The organism is Microbacterium sp. KSW4-4 (assembly GCF_023091185.1).
GTDB classification, from domain to species: Bacteria; Actinomycetota; Actinomycetes; order Actinomycetales; family Microbacteriaceae; genus Microbacterium; species Microbacterium paraoxydans.
This window is the reverse complement of record NZ_JAHWXJ010000001.1, coordinates 1468195-1488199: the sequence shown is the minus strand read 5'-3', so window position 1 is coordinate 1488199 and position 20005 is coordinate 1468195. Positions and strand designations below refer to the sequence as shown.

Annotated in this window: 20 protein-coding genes; 8 read left to right on the top strand and 12 right to left on the bottom strand. The window is 71.4% G+C overall.

Going from position 1 to position 20005, the window contains the following annotated elements; translation table 11 throughout:
- Positions 1–3: 3 nt before the first annotated feature.
- Both KZC57_RS07510 and KZC57_RS07505 read right to left on the bottom strand, forming a co-directional pair.
- Positions 4–1095, bottom strand: coding sequence for a YihY/virulence factor BrkB family protein (locus KZC57_RS07510; RefSeq protein ID WP_247641393.1), 1092 nt, complete (start codon positions 1093–1095; stop codon positions 4–6).
- Positions 1096–1215: 120 nt separating this feature from the next.
- Entirely contained in the window at positions 1216–1749 is a 534-nt protein-coding gene (locus KZC57_RS07505) for a DUF488 family protein (RefSeq protein WP_025102556.1), read from the bottom strand.
- Between the two features lie 114 nt (positions 1750–1863).
- Here KZC57_RS07505 and KZC57_RS07500 point away from each other — a divergent pair, with 114 nt between their 5' ends.
- On the top strand, positions 1864–4635 hold the full coding sequence (locus KZC57_RS07500) for a hypothetical protein (protein ID WP_247641392.1): 2772 nt from the start codon (positions 1864–1866) through the stop codon (positions 4633–4635).
- Positions 4636–4699: 64 nt separating this feature from the next.
- On the opposite strand, the gene aztD is transcribed toward KZC57_RS07500, so the two are convergent.
- From aztD to aztB, 4 genes are read right to left on the bottom strand one after another with little or no spacing between them, the layout of a single operon-like run.
- On the bottom strand, positions 4700–5899 hold the full coding sequence (gene aztD / locus KZC57_RS07495; RefSeq protein WP_247641391.1) for a zinc metallochaperone AztD: 1200 nt from the start codon (positions 5897–5899) through the stop codon (positions 4700–4702).
- Between the two features lie 29 nt (positions 5900–5928).
- Positions 5929–6843: a zinc ABC transporter substrate-binding protein AztC gene (gene aztC / locus KZC57_RS07490; protein ID WP_247641390.1), complete on the bottom strand. Its 915-nt coding sequence runs from the start codon at positions 6841–6843 to the stop codon at positions 5929–5931.
- A 1-nt stretch (position 6844) separates the two neighbouring features.
- Entirely contained in the window at positions 6845–8071 is a 1227-nt protein-coding gene (locus KZC57_RS07485; protein WP_247641389.1) for an ABC transporter, read from the bottom strand.
- Between the two features lie 20 nt (positions 8072–8091).
- Positions 8092–8958: a zinc ABC transporter permease AztB gene (gene aztB, locus KZC57_RS07480; RefSeq protein ID WP_060923545.1), complete on the bottom strand. Its 867-nt coding sequence runs from the start codon at positions 8956–8958 to the stop codon at positions 8092–8094.
- A gap of 55 nt (positions 8959–9013) precedes the next feature.
- Here aztB and KZC57_RS07475 point away from each other — a divergent pair, with 55 nt between their 5' ends.
- The gene (locus tag KZC57_RS07475; protein WP_247641388.1) at positions 9014–9670 is read left to right on the top strand and encodes a metal ABC transporter ATP-binding protein; all 657 of its coding nucleotides are present in this window, start codon (positions 9014–9016) and stop codon (positions 9668–9670) included.
- A 27-nt stretch (positions 9671–9697) separates the two neighbouring features.
- Here KZC57_RS07475 and KZC57_RS07470 read toward each other — a convergent pair whose 3' ends face one another.
- Positions 9698–10042, bottom strand: a complete 345-nt coding sequence (locus KZC57_RS07470; protein ID WP_060922700.1) for a hypothetical protein — start codon at positions 10040–10042, stop codon at positions 9698–9700.
- Between the two features lie 106 nt (positions 10043–10148).
- Here KZC57_RS07470 and KZC57_RS07465 point away from each other — a divergent pair, with 106 nt between their 5' ends.
- On the top strand, positions 10149–11744 hold the full coding sequence (locus KZC57_RS07465; protein ID WP_247641387.1) for a DHA2 family efflux MFS transporter permease subunit: 1596 nt from the start codon (positions 10149–10151) through the stop codon (positions 11742–11744).
- A 16-nt stretch (positions 11745–11760) separates the two neighbouring features.
- Here KZC57_RS07465 and KZC57_RS07460 read toward each other — a convergent pair whose 3' ends face one another.
- On the bottom strand, positions 11761–12591 hold the full coding sequence (locus KZC57_RS07460) for a zinc-ribbon domain-containing protein (protein WP_247641386.1): 831 nt from the start codon (positions 12589–12591) through the stop codon (positions 11761–11763).
- A 169-nt stretch (positions 12592–12760) separates the two neighbouring features.
- Here KZC57_RS07460 and KZC57_RS07455 point away from each other — a divergent pair, with 169 nt between their 5' ends.
- Complete coding sequence (locus KZC57_RS07455; RefSeq protein ID WP_105950393.1) at positions 12761–13252, top strand: DUF1269 domain-containing protein; 492 nt, start codon at positions 12761–12763, stop codon at positions 13250–13252.
- Between the two features lie 86 nt (positions 13253–13338).
- Positions 13339–13854, top strand: coding sequence for a GNAT family N-acetyltransferase (locus KZC57_RS07450; protein WP_247641385.1), 516 nt, complete (start codon positions 13339–13341; stop codon positions 13852–13854).
- A gap of 10 nt (positions 13855–13864) precedes the next feature.
- On the opposite strand, the gene KZC57_RS07445 is transcribed toward KZC57_RS07450, so the two are convergent.
- A complete protein-coding gene (locus tag KZC57_RS07445) occupies positions 13865–15265 on the bottom strand; it encodes a threonine/serine exporter ThrE family protein (protein WP_247641384.1) in 1401 nt (466 codons plus the stop codon).
- Between the two features lie 134 nt (positions 15266–15399).
- Here KZC57_RS07445 and KZC57_RS07440 point away from each other — a divergent pair, with 134 nt between their 5' ends.
- Positions 15400–16830 (top strand): serine/threonine-protein kinase, encoded by a 1431-nt coding sequence (locus tag KZC57_RS07440; protein ID WP_247641383.1) that lies wholly within the window; start codon positions 15400–15402, stop codon positions 16828–16830.
- Between the two features lie 39 nt (positions 16831–16869).
- Here KZC57_RS07440 and KZC57_RS07435 read toward each other — a convergent pair whose 3' ends face one another.
- The 3 genes from KZC57_RS07435 to KZC57_RS07425 all read right to left on the bottom strand — a co-directional run bounded on the left by KZC57_RS07435 (position 16870) and on the right by KZC57_RS07425 (position 18052).
- A complete protein-coding gene (locus tag KZC57_RS07435; protein ID WP_105950390.1) occupies positions 16870–17208 on the bottom strand; it encodes an ATP-dependent DNA ligase in 339 nt (112 codons plus the stop codon).
- A 152-nt stretch (positions 17209–17360) separates the two neighbouring features.
- Positions 17361–17795: a redox-sensitive transcriptional activator SoxR gene (gene soxR / locus KZC57_RS07430; protein ID WP_060922707.1), complete on the bottom strand. Its 435-nt coding sequence runs from the start codon at positions 17793–17795 to the stop codon at positions 17361–17363.
- Between the two features lie 50 nt (positions 17796–17845).
- A complete protein-coding gene (locus tag KZC57_RS07425; RefSeq protein WP_105950389.1) occupies positions 17846–18052 on the bottom strand; it encodes a hypothetical protein in 207 nt (68 codons plus the stop codon).
- 114 nt (positions 18053–18166) lie between these two features.
- On the opposite strand from KZC57_RS07425, the gene KZC57_RS07420 reads away from it, so the two are divergent.
- Together KZC57_RS07420 and KZC57_RS07415 are read left to right on the top strand one after the other, a co-directional pair.
- Positions 18167–18541 (top strand): VOC family protein, encoded by a 375-nt coding sequence (locus KZC57_RS07420; RefSeq protein WP_144882218.1) that lies wholly within the window; start codon positions 18167–18169, stop codon positions 18539–18541.
- A gap of 108 nt (positions 18542–18649) precedes the next feature.
- Positions 18650–19975 carry an NAD(P)/FAD-dependent oxidoreductase gene (locus tag KZC57_RS07415; protein WP_247641382.1) on the top strand — a complete coding sequence of 442 codons (1326 nt, stop codon included), beginning with the start codon at positions 18650–18652 and terminating at the stop codon, positions 19973–19975.
- Positions 19976–20005 lie beyond the last annotated feature (30 nt).

Below are 20005 nucleotides of genomic sequence, written 5' to 3'. Positions count from 1 at the left end.
GGGTCATCGTCCTCTCGTCGCCCGGTCTTCCGGCTCCGGCGCGTCATCGTCGTTCTCGATGCGGATGCGCCGTCCCTCCTCGATGTCCTTCCGCTCCTTCTCCGCACGCTTGTCGCTCTGGCGGGTGTCGCGCGCGGGAAGCTGGATGTCGCGTTCGGCGGCGATCCCGGCCTGGAGCTGACGGCCGCGCTCCAGCTCGGCGTCGAACTCGGCGCCGAACAGGAGGGCGAGGTTCGCGATCCACAGCCAGAGCAGGAACACGATGACGCCCGCCATCGATCCGTAGGTGCGCTCGTAGTTGGAGAAGGTGGTGACGTAGAGCACGAAGCCGAGAGTGGCGACGGCCAGCACCACGATCGCCACGAGGGCGCCCATGCTGATCCACCGGAACTTCGGCTGCTTGGCATTCGGGGTCGCGTAGTACAGCATCGCCACGAGGAACACGACGACGAACAGCAGCAGGGGCCACTTGGCGATGTTCCACGCGAGCTGCACGCCCTCGCCTGCGCCGATCGCGTCGCCCAGCGCCGACACCACATCCCCGGAGAGCACGAGCACGATGGCGACGATCGTCAGCGAGACGACGGTGATGAGCGTGACGAGCAGCTGCATGGGACGCAGCTTCCAGAACGGCCGCCCCTCCTCGATCTCGTAGATGCGGTTCATCACTCGGCTGAACGCTCCGACATACCCCGACGCCGACCAGAGAGCGAGGAGGATTCCGAACACGAGCGCGATTCCGGCGCCTGGCGCCTGGGAGATCTGCTCGATGGGCCCGCGGAGGGCTTTCGCGGTCTCCGGCGGTGCCACGTCGCCGATGATGCCCAGCACCGCGTCGGCGGCGGCCCCGCCCTGGCCGAACACGCCGAGCAGCGAGAAGACGGCGATCATGGCGGGGAAGATCGAGAGCACCGCGTAGTACGTGAGGGCCGCCGCGCCGTCCAAGCACTGGTCGGCGGAGAACTCCCGGACGCTCTTGACGAGGACGTACTTCCACGACCGTTTCTGCAGATCCGTCGGGCTGTCCGGCTTCTCGTCGTGCTCGGGCGGTGGAGCGAACGCGGATCCGCTTCGTGCTGTGGGTGCCTTCGACATGGTTCCTCCTCGCGTCGGCGCGAGCGCTGCTCCCGCGATCCAGTCCTATGAGGAGAGGAGGTGTTCCGGCACGGGGGTTGCGCGAACCCGAGACGAGGGGGATGCTGTGCCGGCGGAGGGTCATGCGGCCGGGTACGTGACCACCGCGTCCGCGCGGACGACGGCGCCGCCGCTGAGCTCTGCCCTATCGACGTGCCCCGGACCGAGGATATGGCGGACGACCTCGTCCCGCGCGAGGAGGTGGTCGGCGATGATCCGTCGATGGCATCGCCACCACACGCTCTCCGAGCACATGACCGTGACGCGCCGCGCGCGACCCTCGGCGCGGAGCTCATCGAGGGCGCGTCCGAAATCCGCGGACAGGGCGTGATCGGCGTAGTTGTGGAAGCTGCGGTTCTGCCACCACGCGTTGGTCTCGAAGGGCACGTCCCTGCTCACCGGGCGTCTACCCGTCAGCGCCTCTTCGCGACGGTAGGCGATCCCCGCGTCCTGCAAGGAAGAAGCCAGCGCGTCCTGGTCGAACTGCGGGTACCGCTTCGAGCCGGGGAGACGCCGCACGTCGACGACACTCTCCACGCGGCTCTCCTGCACGAGCCCGAGGAACTCGTCGATCGTGCGGGTGGAGTGCCCGATGGTGAAGAACGGCTCAGACATGAGGCGACCGTAGCCCACTCGTCCCCATCCACGGACGACCCTTGCCCTGCCGCGGTCCCCGCACCTACGGTGAGGTGACGGGTGGGGATCCGCACCCGGGGCGGGGGCCGTTCGATGAGAAAAGTCCGATTCGGAGTTCTGGGCGTGCTGCTGGCCGCCGTGGTCGGCCTCGGTGGTGCTCTTCCCGCCGTCGCCGCCGAGCCCGCTGCTCGGCTCTCGCTCTTCAAGGCGATCGAGAACCTCGACACCGGCGCCAGTCTCGGAGACCGCACCCTGTGGACGATGCACGCGGTCAACGTGGCCACGGGGGAGACCTTCACCGGGGACGGCCTCAACGGCATGCAGTCGCGCCTCATCCCGCCCGGCACCTACCGCATCTTCGAGACCGGCGGCGTGGCCGGGTACGCCTTCTTCTCCTGGAACTGCGACGGCGATGTGACGACGCAGCCCGAGCGCACGATCACCATCACCGCGGACCAGTCGATGACGTGCACGGTGCAGAACAACGCGATCCGGAGCAGCCTCACGCTCGTCAAGAACGTGCAGGGCGGGGGCGCGGCCCCGTCGGAGTGGACCCTGCGGGCGCAGGGGCCCTCGACTATCGAGGGGGCGGGCGGCTCGGCCGCGGTGCAGAACCAGCCGGCGCGGATCGGCACCTACACGTTGAGCGAATCGGGCGGACCGGCGAGCTATGTGCCGGGGCCCTGGACCTGCGAGCGGCGGGATCTGACGACCGGCGCGGTCACCGCCGTTCCCGTGGCCGGTGATCAGTTCGAGATGACCCTCGGCGGGGCGGTGACCTGCCAGATCACGAACACCGGAGACCTGCCCCACCTGACGCTCGTCAAGGAGGTCGTCGACCCGGCGGCGACCGGATATCCGCTGGCCGCCCCGTCGGACTTCGTCCTGAGCGCGAGCGGACCCGAGCGGATCTCCGGTCCTTCCGGCTCGGACGCGGTCGACCACGCCTCCGTCGACCCCGGCGCCTACACGCTCGCCGAGAGCGGTCCTGCCGGGTACAGCGGCGGTGCGTGGACCTGCGTCGACGCCACGGGCGACGGCGGGATCGATGGGGCGCTTCTCTACGTGCGGGAGAGCTCCGACATCACCTGCCGCATCACCAACACCTTCGCGGGCGGTTGGCTCACCCTCGTCAAGAACGTGGTGGGCAGCGACCAGCCGCCGTCCGACTGGACCCTGACGGCGGCGGGACCGGAGACGGTGACCGGGGCCTCCGGATCCGCTGCGGTCACCCGCGTCCCGGTGCCGGTCGGCGACTACGCGCTCGCCGAGGCGGACGGACCCGCCGGGTACGCGGCCGGGCCGTGGTCGTGCACGGGCGGCGCCCTGGCGACCGACACCGTGACCGTCGTGGCGGGGGCGGATGTCACGTGCACGGTCACGAACACCCTCGAGGTCGGCCAGCTCACCCTCGTGAAGAACGTCGTGAACGCGGGCGGCGGTCCCCTCACCGCGCAGGACTGGGAGCTCACCGCGACATCGGCCGACACCGTCATCAGCGGCGTCTCCGGCTCTGGCAAGGTCAGTTTCGCGACGGTGGCTCCGGGGGTCTTCACCCTGTCGGAGGCGAGCACCGCCCCGGCGGCGGGCTCCTATGTGAGCGAGGGCTGGTCGTGCGTCGATGACGAGGGCACCCCCGTCGGCACCGGCGACACCGTCGAGGTCGTGCCGCTGGAGAGCGTGATCTGCACCGTCACGAACCGTTGGACCCAGTCGACCCTGACGCTGCGCAAGCAGGTCGCCTCCGCCTTCGGCACGCCGGCGCTGCCCTCGGCGTGGACCCTGACCGCGACCGACGGTGCCGCCACGGTGTCGGGGCCCGCCAATTCCCCCGCCGTCACGCAGGCGGCCGTCGCCCCTGGCGCATGGTCGCTGAGCGAGGGGGACGGCCCCGCCGGCTACGATCCGCTCGGCTGGAACTGCTCGGGCGGGACGGTGACCGGCGACGTGGTCCAGGTGCCTCCGTCGGCCGATGTCGTCTGCATCCTCACCAACGCATCGATCACCCCGAGCCTGACTCTCGTCAAGCAGGTCGTGAACGGCGAGCGCGGACGCGCGGTGCCCGGTGACTTCGAGTTGAAGGCCCGCGGCCCGGGCAACGCGGCGCTCTCCGGCCCCAGCGGGTCGGAGTTCGTCACCGACATGCAGCTTCCGCCGGGGGAGTACATCTTCTCCGAGGACGGCCCGAGCGGCTATGAGGGCGAGTGGTCCTGCACCGGCACGACCTGGGACGGGACCACGGCGACGCTGGGATTCGGGGAGGACGCGATCTGCACCGCCACGAACACCTTCGTCGGCGGCACTCTGACGCTCCGGAAGACCGTCGTCGGAGACGGTCCGGGAGCCCCGACCGGGCCCGCCGACGCCACGGACTGGACCCTGCGTGCGATCGGCGGCGGGGAGTTCCCGCGCCCGCGCATCGAGGGAGCGTCCGGCGAGACGGCGGTGACCCTGGCTCCGCTCGGGGCCGGTGCGTTCCGACTCTCGGAGCGGGCGGTCGCGGGTGCGCCCACCGCGGACTACCGCAGCGACGGCTGGGAGTGCATCGGGGGAGCGCTGGAAGGCGACATCGTCCAGGTGACCGCAGGGGTCGACACCGTGTGCACGGTGACGAACGTCTACGATCCGGGCTCCGGTCCCGACCCCGAACCCGAGCCGGAACCCGAACCCGAGAACCCGGATCCGGGAACGGATGTCGAACCCGGGGCGGAGGGCGGGGCGGCCTCCGGCCTGGCCACGACAGGTCTCGCGCCGGGCGCGGCCGCGGCGGCAGGCGCCGGTGGTCTGCTCGTCCTCCTCGGTGCCGGACTCCTCGCGGCGCGGCGGCTTCGGCGCACGCGGCACGGGCATCCCGGATCGCGCTGATCTGACCTCTCCGCACACGCACGGCGGGTCCGCCCTGGAGAGGACGGACCCACCGTGCCGAGACTCAGCCGGCGGCCGGTGCGATCTCGTTCGGCGTGACCTCCAGTTCGGTGCTCGCGAGCACCTCGCCGGTGGTGAGGTCGACGGCGTGCACGCTGTCGGCGGCCGGCTCGGTCACGTACGCGATATCGCCGGCGACGACGATGGCGGGGTGCGGGTCCTGCCACTCGGCGGGCCCTTCCCACGCCTCGATGACCGGGTAGGAGTCGGTGATCTCGCCGGTCTCCGGGTCGAGCACGTGGATGGCGCCGTCGGCACCGAGGATGTAGGCCAGGTCGCCCGGGCCGCGCGCGACGTCGCGGAAGGTGTACTCCGCCCCCTCGGGCAGGGACACGACCTCGGACGTCATCGCCGCGGTGTCGATGAGCGTGACCGCGCCCAGCAGGTAGCCCTCGGCGTCGGGGTCGTTCTTGTAGTCCCCGACGATGATCGGGCTCGTCTCGCTCACGTACGCGTTGCCCATGCGGCCGTATGGCTGGTCGGGAGCGGCGAGCTTGGTGATCTCGCCGTCCTTGTAGACCAGCGCGCCGTCCTCGCAGCCGAAGACGACCACCTCGTCGGCCGCGGTGCCTTCGCCGTGGACGCCGGGGCACTGGTCGGACAAGGCGATCTCCGTACCGTCCGCATCGCGCACCACGATGCCGCTGCGACCGTCCGCATCGCCCACCGTGGTGAGGAAGGTGCCGTCCTCCAACAGCACCGAGACGCCGTGGTGTGCCTCGACGCCGTCGACGGTCTCCACCTCCGGGAGACCGCCGTCGCCGAGGTCGGCGGTGTCGAAGATCGTGGTGTCGCTCGTGCCGTCGGCGTAGAGGATGGTCTTGCCACCGTGGCGGACGACGTGGCCGGGGGTGTCGGCCTCGAACACCGTGTCGGTCAGGACCGCCTCGTCGGCTGATCCGGCCCCGGTGTCGAGCACCTGGAAGCCCTCACTCATCGTCACCATGACGTGGCGACCGTCGCCGGCCGGATTCAGGCGGGTGAACGGCTCGGAGTCGAAATCGGCGACGGTGTCGAGGGTCTCGCCGTCGAGGACGAGGATGCCGCCCTCATACGAGACGGCCACCCTGGGGCCGGCGTCCGATTCCGGGGCGTCGCTCGCGGCGGAGCCGGCTCCGGCCGTGGTCGAGCAGGAGGCGAGCGTCACGGCGGCGCCGAGGGCGACCGCCCCGACCAGCGCCCGGCGCAGGGGGAGTGTCTTCATGCGGTGCATCTTTCTTGTGAGGGATGGTCTCAGCGGGTGAGACCGGAGGCGATGCGCTCGGTGTTGACGCGCATCATGGTCAGGTAGTCCGGGGCGCCGCCGTCTTCCGCGGTGAGCGACTCGGTGAACAGCTCGATCACCTCGACGTGGACGTCGGTCTCGTCGGCGAGCGCCTGGACGAGGCGGTCGGGGGAGGAGGACTCCGCGAAGACGGCGGGTACACCCGTCTCCTCCACGGCACCCACGAGATCGGCGAGGTCGGAGGCCGAGGGGGCCGCGAGCGTGGTGCCGCCCGGGATGACGGCGCCGACGACCTCGAAGTCGAAGCGGTCGGCGAGGTAGCCGAAGACATGGTGGTTCGTCACGAGCGCCCGGCGATCCTCCGGGATCGTGGCGAACGCGGTCGTCATCTCGGCGTCGAGCGCCGTCAGCTCCTCGCGATAATCGGCCACGTCGGCGGCGAGGATGTCGGCGTCGACTCCGTCGAGCGCGGCCAGGGCGGGCTCCAGGGCGTCGACGACGTCGATCATCCGCGCCGGATCGGTCCAGAAGTGGGAGTCCGGCATTCCCGCAGCGTCGCCGTCGCGGTAGTCCAGGACTTCGATCGCGTCGCCCGCGACGAAGGACGGCACCTCGGCCGCGACGGCCGCGTCGAGATGCTGCTGCAGGCCCTCCTCGAGCCCGAGTCCGTTGGAGACGAGCAGGTCGGCGTCCCGCAGCGTGGCGGCCTCCTGCGCCGAGATCTCGAACGAGTGCGGGTCGGCGTTCGGCTTCATGAGGGTGACGACGCGAGCCTGATCGCCGACGAGCTCGCCGACCACATCGCCCAGGATGTTCGTCGAGACGACGACCACCGGCCGCGCATCGGCGGGAGGGGCGCAGGCGGTCAGAGTGACGGCGGCGAGCGCGACGAGAACGGCGGCGAGAGGTCGTAGGAGGCGCATGTCAGCGTCCCGTCTCGGCGACGAACGCCGGGGCGTCGGCGGTATCGAAGGTCCGCGCGAGGCGGGCGTCGTCGGCGTAGTCGATCTCGAACAGCCGGTGCTCCGCCGGGCCACTCAGATAGGCGCGGTGCTGATCGGCGATGAGGGCCGGAGCCTCTCCTGCCTCCAGCGATGCCGCCACCAGCGGGGTGGTCTCCGCTCGCACCGTCCCGTCGAGCGCGCTGAGCACGAGCACGCGTCCGTCCTGCGCCAGCGCGAGGAGGGTGTCGTCCTCATCGCTGACCGCGGTGACCTGCGCGAGGGGAATGGGGGCGGTGAGCACCGTCCAGGCCTGCGCGCGGGTGTCGAGGACCCGGATGTCGGTCGGTCCGGCGAGGCCGGCGACCGTGGGGCGCCCCTCGCGGTTGTGGAACGCGGACACGGCTCCGTCCGGCGATCCGTCCGGGTACGGGATGCGGTCCACGGTGAGCGCCCCGGCCTCGACACGGGCGAGCAGGGCACCGTCGGCGCAGCCGATGACCGCCCCGACCCTGGTCGTGATCGTGCCGGTCGGTGCGGCGCAGTCTTCCCGGAGGCCGGTGCGCTCGCCGTCCGCCGTGTAGCCGACGACGACTCCGCCCGTCTCCCCGTCGGCCTCGGTCACCAGCGCGAACGACCCGACCGGCACCACCAGCCCCTCGTGCGGGGAACGCTCGATGCGGAACAGCTCACGGATCTCCCCCTTCGACAGGGCCTCCGTGTCGAGGAGGACGGCGTCTCCGGACCCGGAGAAGGAGATGCCGGTGCCGCCGGTGGTCGAGCTGTTCGTCGTCGCGACCGTCGCCGCGCCGTCGCCCTCCACCGCGCCGAGCAGGGCGGGATCGGCGCGGTAGTAGTGGAAGTGGTCGACGTGGTCCCACGTCCAGACGCCGCTGTCGACGACCTCGACGCCGTCGCCGGTGTCTGCGAAGAGGTACCGGCCGTCGGTCGTCATGCCCTCCGGGGCGGCCACCGTGCCGATGTCGGTGACGCTCTCGTCCAGGAGGTCGAGGTGGGTGACCCGACCCTGCGCGTCGATGGTCGTGAGTCCGAGCTGCGGTTCGGCGACCTCTTCCGCCCCGGCGATCGCGCCGTGGCCGTCTCCGGCGGAGGAGGAGGTGGCGGGGCTCTGCGCCGCGGGCCCGGCGCAGGACGCGAGGGGGAGAGTCAGGGCCGCGACGGTGATGAGGGGAAAGAGGCGGGAGTGCACGATGAGCCTTTCGGGACGAATCAGGAGGCGGAGACAGGGGCCGGAGGGGCGATCGGCCGCGGTGTTCGCACGGCGACCCGCGCCGCCCAGGACAGACCGGCGAGGGCGATCGCGGCGGCGGCGACGGACGCTCCCGCGGCGGTGGCCGCATACCAGGACGCGAGGAGACCGGCGAGGACGGCAGCCACGCCGAAGGCGCACGCGAGCGCCATCCGCGTGGGCAGGCGCGACGTCCACTGTCCGGCGGCGACCGCGGGGGCGAGGAGCAGACCGACGACGAGCAGCGAGCCGACCGCCTGGTACGACGCCACCACCGCGAGGGTCACCAGTCCGACCAGGGCCGCCTGGGCCCACCGTGGGCGGAGCCCGAGCACCGTCGCGATGCGGGCGTCGAGGGCGAGCGCGACGAACGGCCGATGGCAGAGGGTGGCGACCGTCACTCCCACGACCGCGGCCGCCGCGAGCAGGAGGAGGTCGGGGCGGGTGATCGCGAGGATGTCGCCGAAGAGGATCGCCGTCGCATCCGTGGCGAAGCTCCCGGAGTGGGAGATGATGATCACCCCCAGGGCCAGCATCGCGACGAAGAGCAGTCCGATGCTCGTGTCGTAGGAGAGCCGGGCGCGTCGCTGCAGGGCGCCGATGCCGATGCTCATCGCGACGGCGCTGACCGCCCCGCCGACGAGCACGGGCGCCCCGAGCACCGTGGCCAGCGCGACGCCGGGCAGCATCCCGTGGGCCAGGGCCTCACCGAGGAAGGCCATCCCTCGGACGACGACCCAGGTGCCGACGACCCCGCAGAGGACCGCGACGAGAGCGCCGCCGAGGAGTCCGCGCTGGAAGAACTCGAGCGTGAACGGGGTGAGCAGGGCGGCGAGCGAGGGGGTCACGGAACGCGAGCCTATTCGTAGTTGAGAATGATTATCAAATTCATAAACTGGAGTCATGACGAGAACCCTCCGCACCGCAGACGGCGCCCTGCGTCTCGACGACGTCTCCGTCCGGCTCGGCGACCGCGAGGCCCTGCGCGGCGTCACCCTGGAGGTGGAGGCGGGCGAGTTCGTCGTGGTCACGGGTCCGAACGGCGCGGGGAAGTCGACGCTCCTGGAGGTGGCCGCCGGGGTGCGCTCACCGACCAGGGGGCGGCGGAGCGTGACCGGTCCGATCGCCTTCGTACCGCAGCGCGCCGCGGTGCCTCCGGGCCTTCCGCTCACCGCGCATGACGTCGTGACGGTCGGGACGTGGCGTCGGCTCGGGGCCTTCCGGCGGCGGGATCGGCAGGCGCGTGCGGCGGTGGCGGCGGCGATGGAGCGCACCGCCGTGTCGTCTCTGCAGCGTCTGCCGTTCGCGACGCTGTCCGGCGGCCAGCAGCAGCGTGTGCTCCTGGCTCAAGGGCTCGCGGGGCAAGCAGGCGTCCTGCTCGTAGACGAACCGACGACGGCCCTGGATGTCGCATCGGTCCGTCGCATCCGGGCGGTGCTGCGCGAGGAGGCGGATCGCGGGGCGGGCGTCCTCTGTGTCACGCACGATGCGACCCTGATCGCGGATGCCGACCGCGAGATCGCGCTCCGAAACGGCGTGCGGCTCTCCGCGCCGCGCTGAAGGGAGGGGCCGCTCAGTGGAGCGCGATCAGAGGCCGTGTCCCATGTCGAAGTCGGAAAGCGCGGGGACCTCGATGTCGCCGGGAGACGACGAGTCGCCCCGCGGCTTCGGGAACAGGCGGTGGGCCTGCAGCTCGTCGACCTCGGCGGAGAAGTCGGGATCGGGTTCCCCGGTGTGATGGGGGCTGACGAGCACGTCGTTGCCGACGCCGACGAGGAGGTCCGCCCAGTCCTTCTCGCCCTCCAGGAGGATCGGGATCTCGACGGCTTCGGACTCGCCCTCCCTGGCGATGGCGGCGGCCAGGGTGAGCAGCGTCTCCGCGACGTCGTCAGAGGTGATGAGTTGCTGGCCGGCGTAGGAGACGAGTTTCATGCGGGCATCATCGCCTGCCCGTCGCCGTCACGCACGGGGGTTGCACTCACGCGCGGGAGAGGCTAAAACTGCCTTTCCGCTCGAGTATCTAACTAAGCTAGCAAACATGGAAAGGTCTCAACGCCTGCGCTGGGTGGGGCTGGTCTTCATCAGTATCGCCGTCAGCCTCATCATCGTCGACTCGACGATCGTCAACGTCGCCATCCCGGCGATCGTCGACGACCTGGGGATCACCTCCACCGAGGTGCAGTGGGTGCAGGAGTCGTACACCCTCGTCTTCGCCGCCCTGCTGCTCGTCTTCGGCAGCCTCGCCGACCGCTTCGGCCGGCGCCGCATCATGATCGTCGGTGTCGTCGTGTTCGCGGCCGCCTCCGTCCTCGCCGCCACCGCACCGAGCGGGGGTGTCCTGATCCTCGCCCGGCTCGTGCAGGGTGTCGGCGGTGCGATGATCCTGCCGACCACCCTGTCGATCATCAACGCGACCTTCCGCGGGCGGGAACGCGGCATCGCGTTCGCCGTCTGGGGGTCGACCATCGGTGGGATGGCCGCGGTGGGGCCCCTGCTCGGCGGGTGGCTGACCACGGCCTTCTCCTGGCGCTGGGCGTTCGGCATCAACATCCCGCTCGGCCTGCTGATCGTCATCGGTGTCCTGCTGACCGTGGCTGAATCGCGCGGCGAGCGCGCGGAGCGGATCGACGTGGTGGGGGCCGTGCTCTCCGTCCTGACCATGGGCAGCCTCGTCTTCGCGCTCATCGAGGGCCGCACGTACGGCTGGTGGTTCGTGGACGAGCGCCCGCGGATCGGCGACTGGACCTGGCCGGGGGATCTCTCGCCGATCCCGCTCGCGTTCGCCGTCGCGATCCTCGGACTCGTCGCGTTCATCGCCTGGGGTCTGCACCGCCAGCGACGAGGACGCTCCACCCTGCTGGCGCTGCGCCTGTTCGCGATCCCGTCGTTCCGCAACGGGAACATCGCCGCCGCCGTGGTCTCCCTCGGGGAGTTCGGCCTCATCCTCGCCCTCCCGCTCTGGCTCCAGTTCGTTCTGGGCTTCGATGCGCTGCAGACCGGTCTGCTGCTGCTCGCCCTGGCGGGCGGATCCTTCCTCGCCAGCGGGGTGGCCGGTGCCGCGAGCGGACGGATCGCCCCGGTCTGGGTGGTCAGGGTCGGGCTCCTCGCCGAGATCGTCGGCGTCGCCGGCGTGGGGCTCGTGATCGCCCCCGATGCATCCTGGGTGCCCCTCGTCCCCTTCCTCTTCGTGTACGGGCTCGGTGTGGGGCTCGCGACGGCGCAGCTCACCGGCGTGGTGCTCGCCGACGTGCCGGTGGCGGACAGCGGTGCCGCGTCCGGCACGCAGTCGACGTCCCGCCAGCTCGGTGCGGCGCTCGGCGTGGCCGTGCTCGGCACCGTCCTGTTCACGAGCACCGCAGCTGCGCTCGGGTCGGCGCTCGACGACCGTGGCGTACCGTCGGCAGAGCGCGACCAGGTGGTGTCCGCCGTCGTGGACAGTGCCGGCGCCGCCATCGCGGGACTGGATCGGGATCCCGAGACGGCGCCGTTCGCCGAGCTGGCCCGGAGTGCGTTCTCCGACGGCACCCGCTATGCGGCGTGGACGGCGGCGGGCTTCCTCGCCGTCGGCCTGCTCTCCACAGTCGCCCTCGGCTCTCCGCGGTCGCGGCAGGAGGAGCAGCAGCCCGCTTCGTGAAGAGCCGGCGGCGCCGTCAGCGTAAGTAGGCGTCGACCAGGAGGGTGCCGCGGATGTCGCGGAGCCGGTCGATCAGCCGGGCGATGCCGCTCGCGCCGAGGGAGGCGAGCGGGAGGTCGAACGGCCCGAGTGGTTCGAGCTTCCCCATCCGCACGCGCACCACCTCCCAGCCGGCGCCGCGTACCGCGCGGTCCTTCCGGCGATCGGCCTCCTCCCTCTTCCCGACGTGCTCGAGCCCGTGCCGGCCGACCGTGTCGTACTCGATCGCGATCCGCAGCTCCGGGAGCAGGATGTCGGGCCATACCTCCGTATGCCGGAAGAACGGCCGAGCGACCTTGATCGCGTTGACGTCGTCGGGGAACAGCAGCCGTTCGGTGAGCGCCTGCCGGAGCTTCCCCTCCGCGGCCGAGGCCGGTTTCGGAGCGCACGCGCTCAGGAACGCGGTGCCCGTCGGCAGCGCGGGAGTCTTCGTGCACAGCGCCGGCGCCCGCTTCTTCGGGCGTGCGGGGAGCGCCCGCGCCTCCCCGAGGATCACGGGCTGCGGACGCGCGAGTGCCGTGCATTCGGGGCACCAGGACGAGCGCCGTCGCACCCGCCCCGGGCGTTCACGCTGCTCGGTCGGCGTCGCCGCGAACAGGTGACCGACGGCGCACTCCCAGCAGAGCAGCACATCGGCCGCCAACGGGATCTGCGAGAGCGCGATGCCGTGATTGAGCTCCGGGTGGTACTGGCGGATGAGCTCGGGGTAGGCCGCCCACGCCGCCCGATAGGTGCCGACCGCGTAGGGCACGTCGAGTCCGCGCGAGAACTGGCGTCTCGCCCACCACTGCTGCACGGACTCGGGCACGACTGCGACGGTAGGCGAGGCCACGGACATCGCCGCTGCGGAGTCACCAGGGTGAACATCGACGGCTGCTCTGTCATGTGTGCCGGGGGCGCGCCTAGGGTCGGTGGCGAAGACCGGTGCCTCTGCGCGCGTGGAGAGCATCTCCGATCGCAACCGAAAGCAGGAAACCATGGCTGAACTGATCGTCATCTCCTATGACACCGAGAGCGACGCGGAAGGCGCCTACAACCGCGTCCAGGCCCTGCAGGACGACCTCGTCGTCGAGCTCGCCGGCCTCGCGCTCGTGAAGGTGGACGGCGAGGGCAAGACGAAGGTGGAGTACCCGGGCGCCGGGAGCAGGATCGGCCTCGGCGTCGCCTCCGGCGCTCTGTTCGGTGCGCTGATCGGCATCCTGTTCTTCATCCCGGTCGCCGGCCTGGTGTTCGGCGGCCTCCTCGGGGCCCTGTTCTCCGGTCTCGACAAGACGGGCATCGACGCTGAGTTCCGCGACCGCGTGAAGGCCACCGTGACGGCCGGCAAGTCCGCCGTCGTCATCTACGCGCTCAAGATCACCGAGGACAAGTTCGCCGAGGCGCTGGCCCCGTACAACGGCACCGTCGTGCAGACCTCGCTGTCGAAGGAGGACGAGGCCGAGCTGGTCAAGGACCTCGGCGGCCACTGACCCCCGACCGATGCGCTCGCTGTGGATCCGTCCGCGGCGGGCGCATCGTCGTGTCGGGTGTCGGTGGGGCGTGACATGCTGCGAGCGTGGACACCGTGAGCCTCCGGCCCTGGTCGGCCGCCGATCTCCCTCTCCTGCAGGCGGCGAACGCCCCGGAGATGACGGTGCACCTCAACGGGCCGGAGAGTGCGGCGGAGGTGCAGGCGCGTCACGAGCGGTATCTGCGCCTCGTCGCGGAGGACGAGGCCCTGATGTTCGCGATCGTCGACGACGCCGGGCGGCCTCTCGGTTCCATCGGCGCGTGGCGGATCGCGTGGCAGGACGAGCCCGCGTGGGAGACCGGCTGGTTCGTGCTGCCCGCTGCGCAGGGTCGGCGAGTGGCCGCCCGGGCTCTGGCGCTGCTCATCGATGTCCTCCGCGATCGCGCAGGGGACGGGCGTTCGTTGCTCGCGTTCCCCGCGGTCGACAACCCGGCGTCGAACGCGGTGTGTCAGCGGGGCGGCTTCACCCGTCAGGGAGCCCTCACGGAGCAGTTCCGCGGGGCCGAGCTCACGGTCAACGTGTGGGTGCTCGACCTCGCCGCCGACTCCTCGGCGGGATGACGCCGTCGGGTCAGCGGCGCACGCGCGCCCTGGTCTTCGCGACGCCGGCGAGGGTCGCTCGCACCGGCGTTCCGAGGTAGAGGCCGAGGGAGGCGCCGGAGGCGAGCGCGATGCCGATCACGGCGGCGTCGATCAGCGATCCGCCGACGGTGAGCATCCCGGTGGAGGTACCCGCTGCGTGCACGACCTCGAGGAGACCCTGGAACACCGCGACACCGGGCACGAGCGGGACGATCGCGGCGGTCGTCACCGCGACCGAGGGCACGTGCAGGTTGTGCGCGATGAGCATGCCGACGAAGCTCGCCAGCAGCGCTCCGACCGCGCTCGCCGCGGCCGGGTGGAGCTGGAGGGCGATGGTGCCGGCGTACCCGGCGAGGGTGACGGCGCTCAGCAGGGCGCTGACGAGGATGATGCGGATGCCCGCGCCGTTGAACACGGCCACGGCGACCGCGATGATGATGGCCCCGACGAACTGATTGAGCAGCGGGCCGAAGGGCGCGGGATCGTCCGGTAGCTCCATCGTGAAGCCGAGCACGCCGCCGAGCTCCAGGCCGACGAGGATGCCGATGACCACCCCGAGCGTCTGCATCGTCAGGTCGAGGATGCGGCCGCCGGCCGTGAGCGCGAAGCCGTCGATGGCGTCCTGCGCGGCGCCCACCACCGTGAGCCCCGCGAGCATGAGCACGATTCCCGAGGCGACGATGATCGAGGGGCGGATGCCGACGAACGGTTCGATCCCCGCGCTGCCGAGCGCCGAGACGGCGACCGCGACGACCGTGGTGACGAGGCCTCCCGCGATCTGGCTGAAGAACAGCGGTACCCGCAGCCGGGCCAGGCCCGCCTGGGTGAGCGCCGCCCCCAGCGCCGCGACGAACGTGAGAGCCACGATGAGCGGGGAGGCCCCGAGCATGATGCTCACTCCGACCGCGAGGAGCGCCCGTGCGACGATGACCACCGGCTGCTGATAGCGGAACGGCACGCGGCGGATGACCCGGAACGCGGTGCGCGCGGCCTCCAGGTCCAGGCCGCCGTCGATGTCGGCCACGAGCGCCTGCACGCGCTGCAGCTTCGCGTGATCGGGGGCGGCGACGCGGACCACGCGGACGAGCGTCTCCGGCCAGACCTCCCCGCTGAGGTGGAAGGACACCGTGATCGAGTTGTAGGTCACGTCGACCTGGACGCCCTTGAGGCCGTACGCCTCGCAGACGCGGGTGATCGCGAGCGTGACCTCGTGCGCAGAGGCGCCGACCGCGAACATCGACTCCCCGATGCGCGTCGCCAGATCGAGGACCCGTGGGACGGTGTGCTCGTCGATCACCGGCATCGCCTCGGTGTGGGCGACGGTGGACGGATCGGTGTGCAGCAGCCGGCGGACGGAGAGGAGCAGTCGCTGGGGGGAACGCGCGGGCATATGTCCCATTCTCCCGCGGACGAAGACCTCCCGACCGACCGCCCCGCTGTCAAGGCCCGAGACGGCTGCTGACCGCGCTTCTACAGTGGGGTCTCGCCGCGCCGCTCCCGACGCCGTGGCAGGAGGATTCGACGATGACGGATGACTCGCTTCCCACGGAGGCGCTGCTCGATGGTCGCTACCACCTCCGGGAGTGCGTCGGGCAGGGCGGGATGGCGCGCGTGTACCGTGCGGAGGACTCGCTGCTCGGGCGCACGGTCGCCATCAAGATGCTCCGCGCGGAGACCGAGCAGGGCGCCGCCTCCGAGCGCGCCCGCGGCGAGATGACCGTGCTCGCCTCCCTGAATCATCCGGCTCTGGTCACGCTGTATGACGCGCAGCTGCATCCGGGGCGGGCCGAGTACCTGGTCATGGAGTTCGTCGACGGGCCGACACTCGCAGAGCGGATCGCCCAGGGGCCGCTGCCCTCGGACGAGGTGGCGGCGCTCGCGGCCGATCTGGCGGAGGCCCTCCATGTCGTGCACGGCGCGGGGATCGTCCACCGCGACATCAAACCCTCCAATGTCCTGCTCACCGGGCGCTCTCTCACCGGGAGCCGGTCGGGTGCCAAGCTCGCCGACTTCGGGATCTCGGTGCTCGTGGACGCGGCCCGGCTGACGTCTCCCGGAACCGTGATCGGCACCGCGGCGTACCTGGCGCCGGAGCAGTTGAACGGCGCCGCGCCCGCGCCGCCCGCCGACATCTACGCGCTGGGGCTGGTCCTGCGCGAAGCGCTCACCGGAGAGCGCGCCTTCGCCGAGGCGGAGGGGATCGGTGCCACCCTGGCCCGCTTGATCGAAGCGCCGGTCATCCCGGAATCCGTGGGCCCGGCGTGGTCCGCGCTGCTGCAGCGGATGACAGCGACGGATCCGGAGGATCGGCCGACCGCCGCCGGCGTCTTCGCGGCGGTGTCCGCCCTCGCGCACCACCCCTCGATTCCGCCGCGGCCCCCGCTTCCGGCTGCGATCGCCGCCGCAGCGCTCGCGGAGCGGGAGGCGGCCGGACCGTCCGCTCCGACACGGACCCTCGTGCTGCCCGCTCCTCCGTCTCCCGAGGTCGGGATGCTCCGCCCCCGGACTCCTCGCCTGCAGCGGACCCGGCGACGCCGCGGACTCCTGACCGGAGCCGTGGCGGTCGCGGTCGCCCTCACCGTCGCCGGAACGCTCTGGGCGGCAGGGGCGCTCAACCCGAACCCTGTGGTGACGCCTGTCGACACCGAGCCGACCCCTCGCTCGTCTCCGACGCCGGCGGTCGTGGTGCCCGCGACCGTGCCGGAAGAGGAGGACACGCCGGTCGAGGCCCCGGCACCGGAACCGGCGCCCGCGGCGCCGGACGACACGAAGGCGGAGAAGGCGCAGGAGGCCGCTCAGAAGGCCGCGCAGAAGGCCGCCGAGGAGCAGCGGAAGGCCGAGGGGGACGCGCAGAAGAAGACCGAGAAGGCTCAGGAGCGCGCCGAGAAGGAAGCGGAGACGGCCCAGGAGGAGGCGGAGAAAGCGAAAGCGGAGGACGCCGACCTCGAGGATTGAGTCCTCGGGCCTGCGCCCTCCGTATCGGCGGTGCCGGTGTCAGACGGCGAGATCCGCGAGCTGCCGTGAGGCGCTGCTCGTCTCCGTGGGCTCCGGCACCAGGTACAGGCCGTTCGGCGTGTTCGCGGTGAACGCCAGCGCGTCCACCCAGCGCCGGTTGATGGCCGGAGGCCGGCTGCCGAAGAACTTGAACACGATGTTCGAGTGCGCGTGCACCCAGACCGTCGTCCGACCGCCCCCGACGGAGGCGTCTTCCTTCCACGAGAAGGGCATCGGCTCGCCGCGCCGGAGCTTCGTCGTCATGACGAGCTGGATATGTGTGAGAGCGCGGTCCTCGATCTCGATCTTCGGACCGCCCTCATAGATGAACTTGCCCATTGGATGGATCCTTCGTTCCATCTCCACAGGAACCCGTTGCCAAGAGGCGCAACCACGCTGATCGCTGGTGGGGATGTCTCCACACTCTCACTGATCCCGGCTCCGCAACACCCCACTTTCGTCCAGCAGGTCCGTGGCGGACGTCCCCGGCCTCAGATGCGGCGGGGACCGGGGCCGTTCTCGCCGAGGGCGTCCTCCGGATTCAGCAGGCGGCAGGCCTTCAGAGACAGGCAGCCGCAGCCGATGCAGCCCGCGAGCTCGCGCTGCAGGTGCTCGAGCTGGGTGCGCCGCTCCTCGAGCTCGGCGCGCCACCGCTTGGCCACGCGGCGCCAGTCGCCGTGCGAGGGCGGGGCGTCGACGGGCAGGGTCTGGAAGAGCTCCTGGACTTCGCTGAGCGGGATGCCGATGCGCTTGGCCACGACGATGATCGAGATCCGCCGCAGCATGTGGCGGCGATAGCGCCGCTGGTTTCCGGGCGTTCGCGTCGAGGCGATGAGGCCGAGCTGCTCGTAGAAGTGCAGCGCGGAGGGCGCGACGCCTGTGCGTCGGGTGACCTCCCCGATCGGGAGGAGATCGTCCGGTTCCATCCGCCGCCCTTCCGTGGACCTCAACAATACTTGAGGAACGGACGGAACGGTCAGCGTGAGGTCGGCGGAAGCTTGTCGACGCCGTGGCGGTTCGGCTTGTCCGGCTCGGCCGCGGTCTCCGGCGTCACGTCCTGGCTGTCGGCCGGCGCGCCCGACGTCGGATAGTGCGGCTCGTCGATCTCGACGGCCTTGTCCCGCTCGTCCGCCGGGGGCAGGTGGTCCAGGGGCTGCTTGATGTCATCGGGGTGGTGGCTCATGGCCCCAGGGTGCGCTGTGCCGAGTGCGGCACCCAAGGGGGTTGTCATCCGTCCCGCGGTGTGGTCGGTGGGTGGCGCTACGGTGGGCGGACACGACCACGGAGGGTTTTCCACATGGCATCCGTCCTCGCCGGACTCGATCACATCCAGCTTCCCGTCACCGACCTCGCGGCGTCCAGCGCGTGGTACGAGCGTCTGCTCGGCTTCCGCGTCCTCACCGACTACGGGTCGAGCGCCATGCTCCGGGCCGAGGGCGGTCCGGATCTCATGCTCTGGGAGGCGCCGGGGCACTCGCCGATGAAGCTGACGGTGTCGGGGGAGGAGCGGCCGGTCTTCTTCCTGCGCACGACCGAGATCCACGCGCTCGCCGAGCGGTTCGCGGCAGAGGGCGTCGACGTGGAGAGCTTCGACGACGGCGGCTTCGCCCTCTTCCTGAAGTTCTTCGACCCGGACGGCACCCTGCTCGGACTCATCCAGCACGCCGCCTGAGCCCGGCGTCGCGAGCGGGGCGTCGGGCTCCGCTGCCCTGTCGGTGGGTGCCGGGCTGGGCTATCGTCGGGGCACGGCTCCGCGCGGAGGGGCTGCGAGGAGGGGTGCATGGAGCAGGTCGACACGGTGATCGTGGGCGCGGGCGTGGCGGGATTGACGGCGGCGCGGCTGCTGCAGGATGCCGGGCGGACGGTCGTGGTGCTCGAAGCGCGCGACCGGATCGGCGGCCGGGTGCACACGGATCGGACCGACGGCGTCATCGATCTCGGCGCCTCGTGGATCCACGGCGTCGACGGCAGCCCGGTGGCGGCGGCTGCCGAGGCCTTCGGCATGCGGACCGTGGAGTTCACCGTCGGCGGTTTCCAGGTGGACAGCCGGCCGATCGCCTATCACGGCCCCGACGGGCGCCCGCTCTCCGCCGAGGAGACACGCGCCTTCGCCGCCGATGTCCACGCGGTGGACGCCGTGCTCCCGGAGGTCATCGCCGCCTCCCGCCCCACAGCCTCCTACCGCGACGTCACGGACGAGGCCCTCTCCCGCCAGGAATGGAGCGCCGAGCGTACGCAGCGGGTGCGGGAGTACCTGGAGCATCGCGCCGAGGAGCAGTACGGGACGTGGATCGAGGACCTCGCCGCGCACGGCCTCGACGACGACGCGATCGAGGGCGAGGAGGTCGTGTTCCCCGACGGGTACGGCGTGCTCCCGGAGCGCCTGGCCGCCGGGCTCGACATCCGGCTGGAACACCTCGTCACCCGTGTCGACTGGAGCGACGACGGCGTCTGGGTGCGGACCTCGCACGGCGACTTCTCCGGGGACACGACCGTCATCACGGTTCCCGTCGGCGTGCTGCAGGCCGGGACCATGGAGATCGTCCCCCCGCTGCCGCCGGTGAACGCCGAGGCGCTGGGGCGGCTGCGCATGAACGCCTTCGAGAAGGTCTTCCTGCGGTTCCCGACGCGGTTCTGGGAAGACGGGGTGTACGCCCTCCGGCAGCAGGGCCCCGAGGCGCGGTGGTGGCACTCCTGGTACGACCTCACGGCGCTGCACGACGAGCCGCTCCTGCTCACCTTCGCCGCCGGGCCCGCCGCGGCGGCCACGCGGGACTGGAGTGACGAGCAGGTGCAGGCCTCGATCATGGCGCAGCTCCGCCGGCTCTACGGCGACGCGATCCCCGGTCCGATCGGGATGCGCCGCACGGCCTGGCAGGACGATCCGTTCGCGCACGGCTCGTACGCGTACATGACGGTGGGATCGACCACCACGGATCACGACGACCTCGCCACCCCGGTCGGCGGCGTACTGCACCTCGCGGGCGAGGCCACGTGGACCGATGATCCGGCCACCGTGCCCGCGGCCCTGTTCTCCGGGCATCGTGCGGCCGAGCGCATCCTCGGGCGGGTGGTCCCGATCGAACGGCTCTGGGCGCAGGGGTGACGCGCCCCGGCGCCGGCAGTGTGGCCGTCG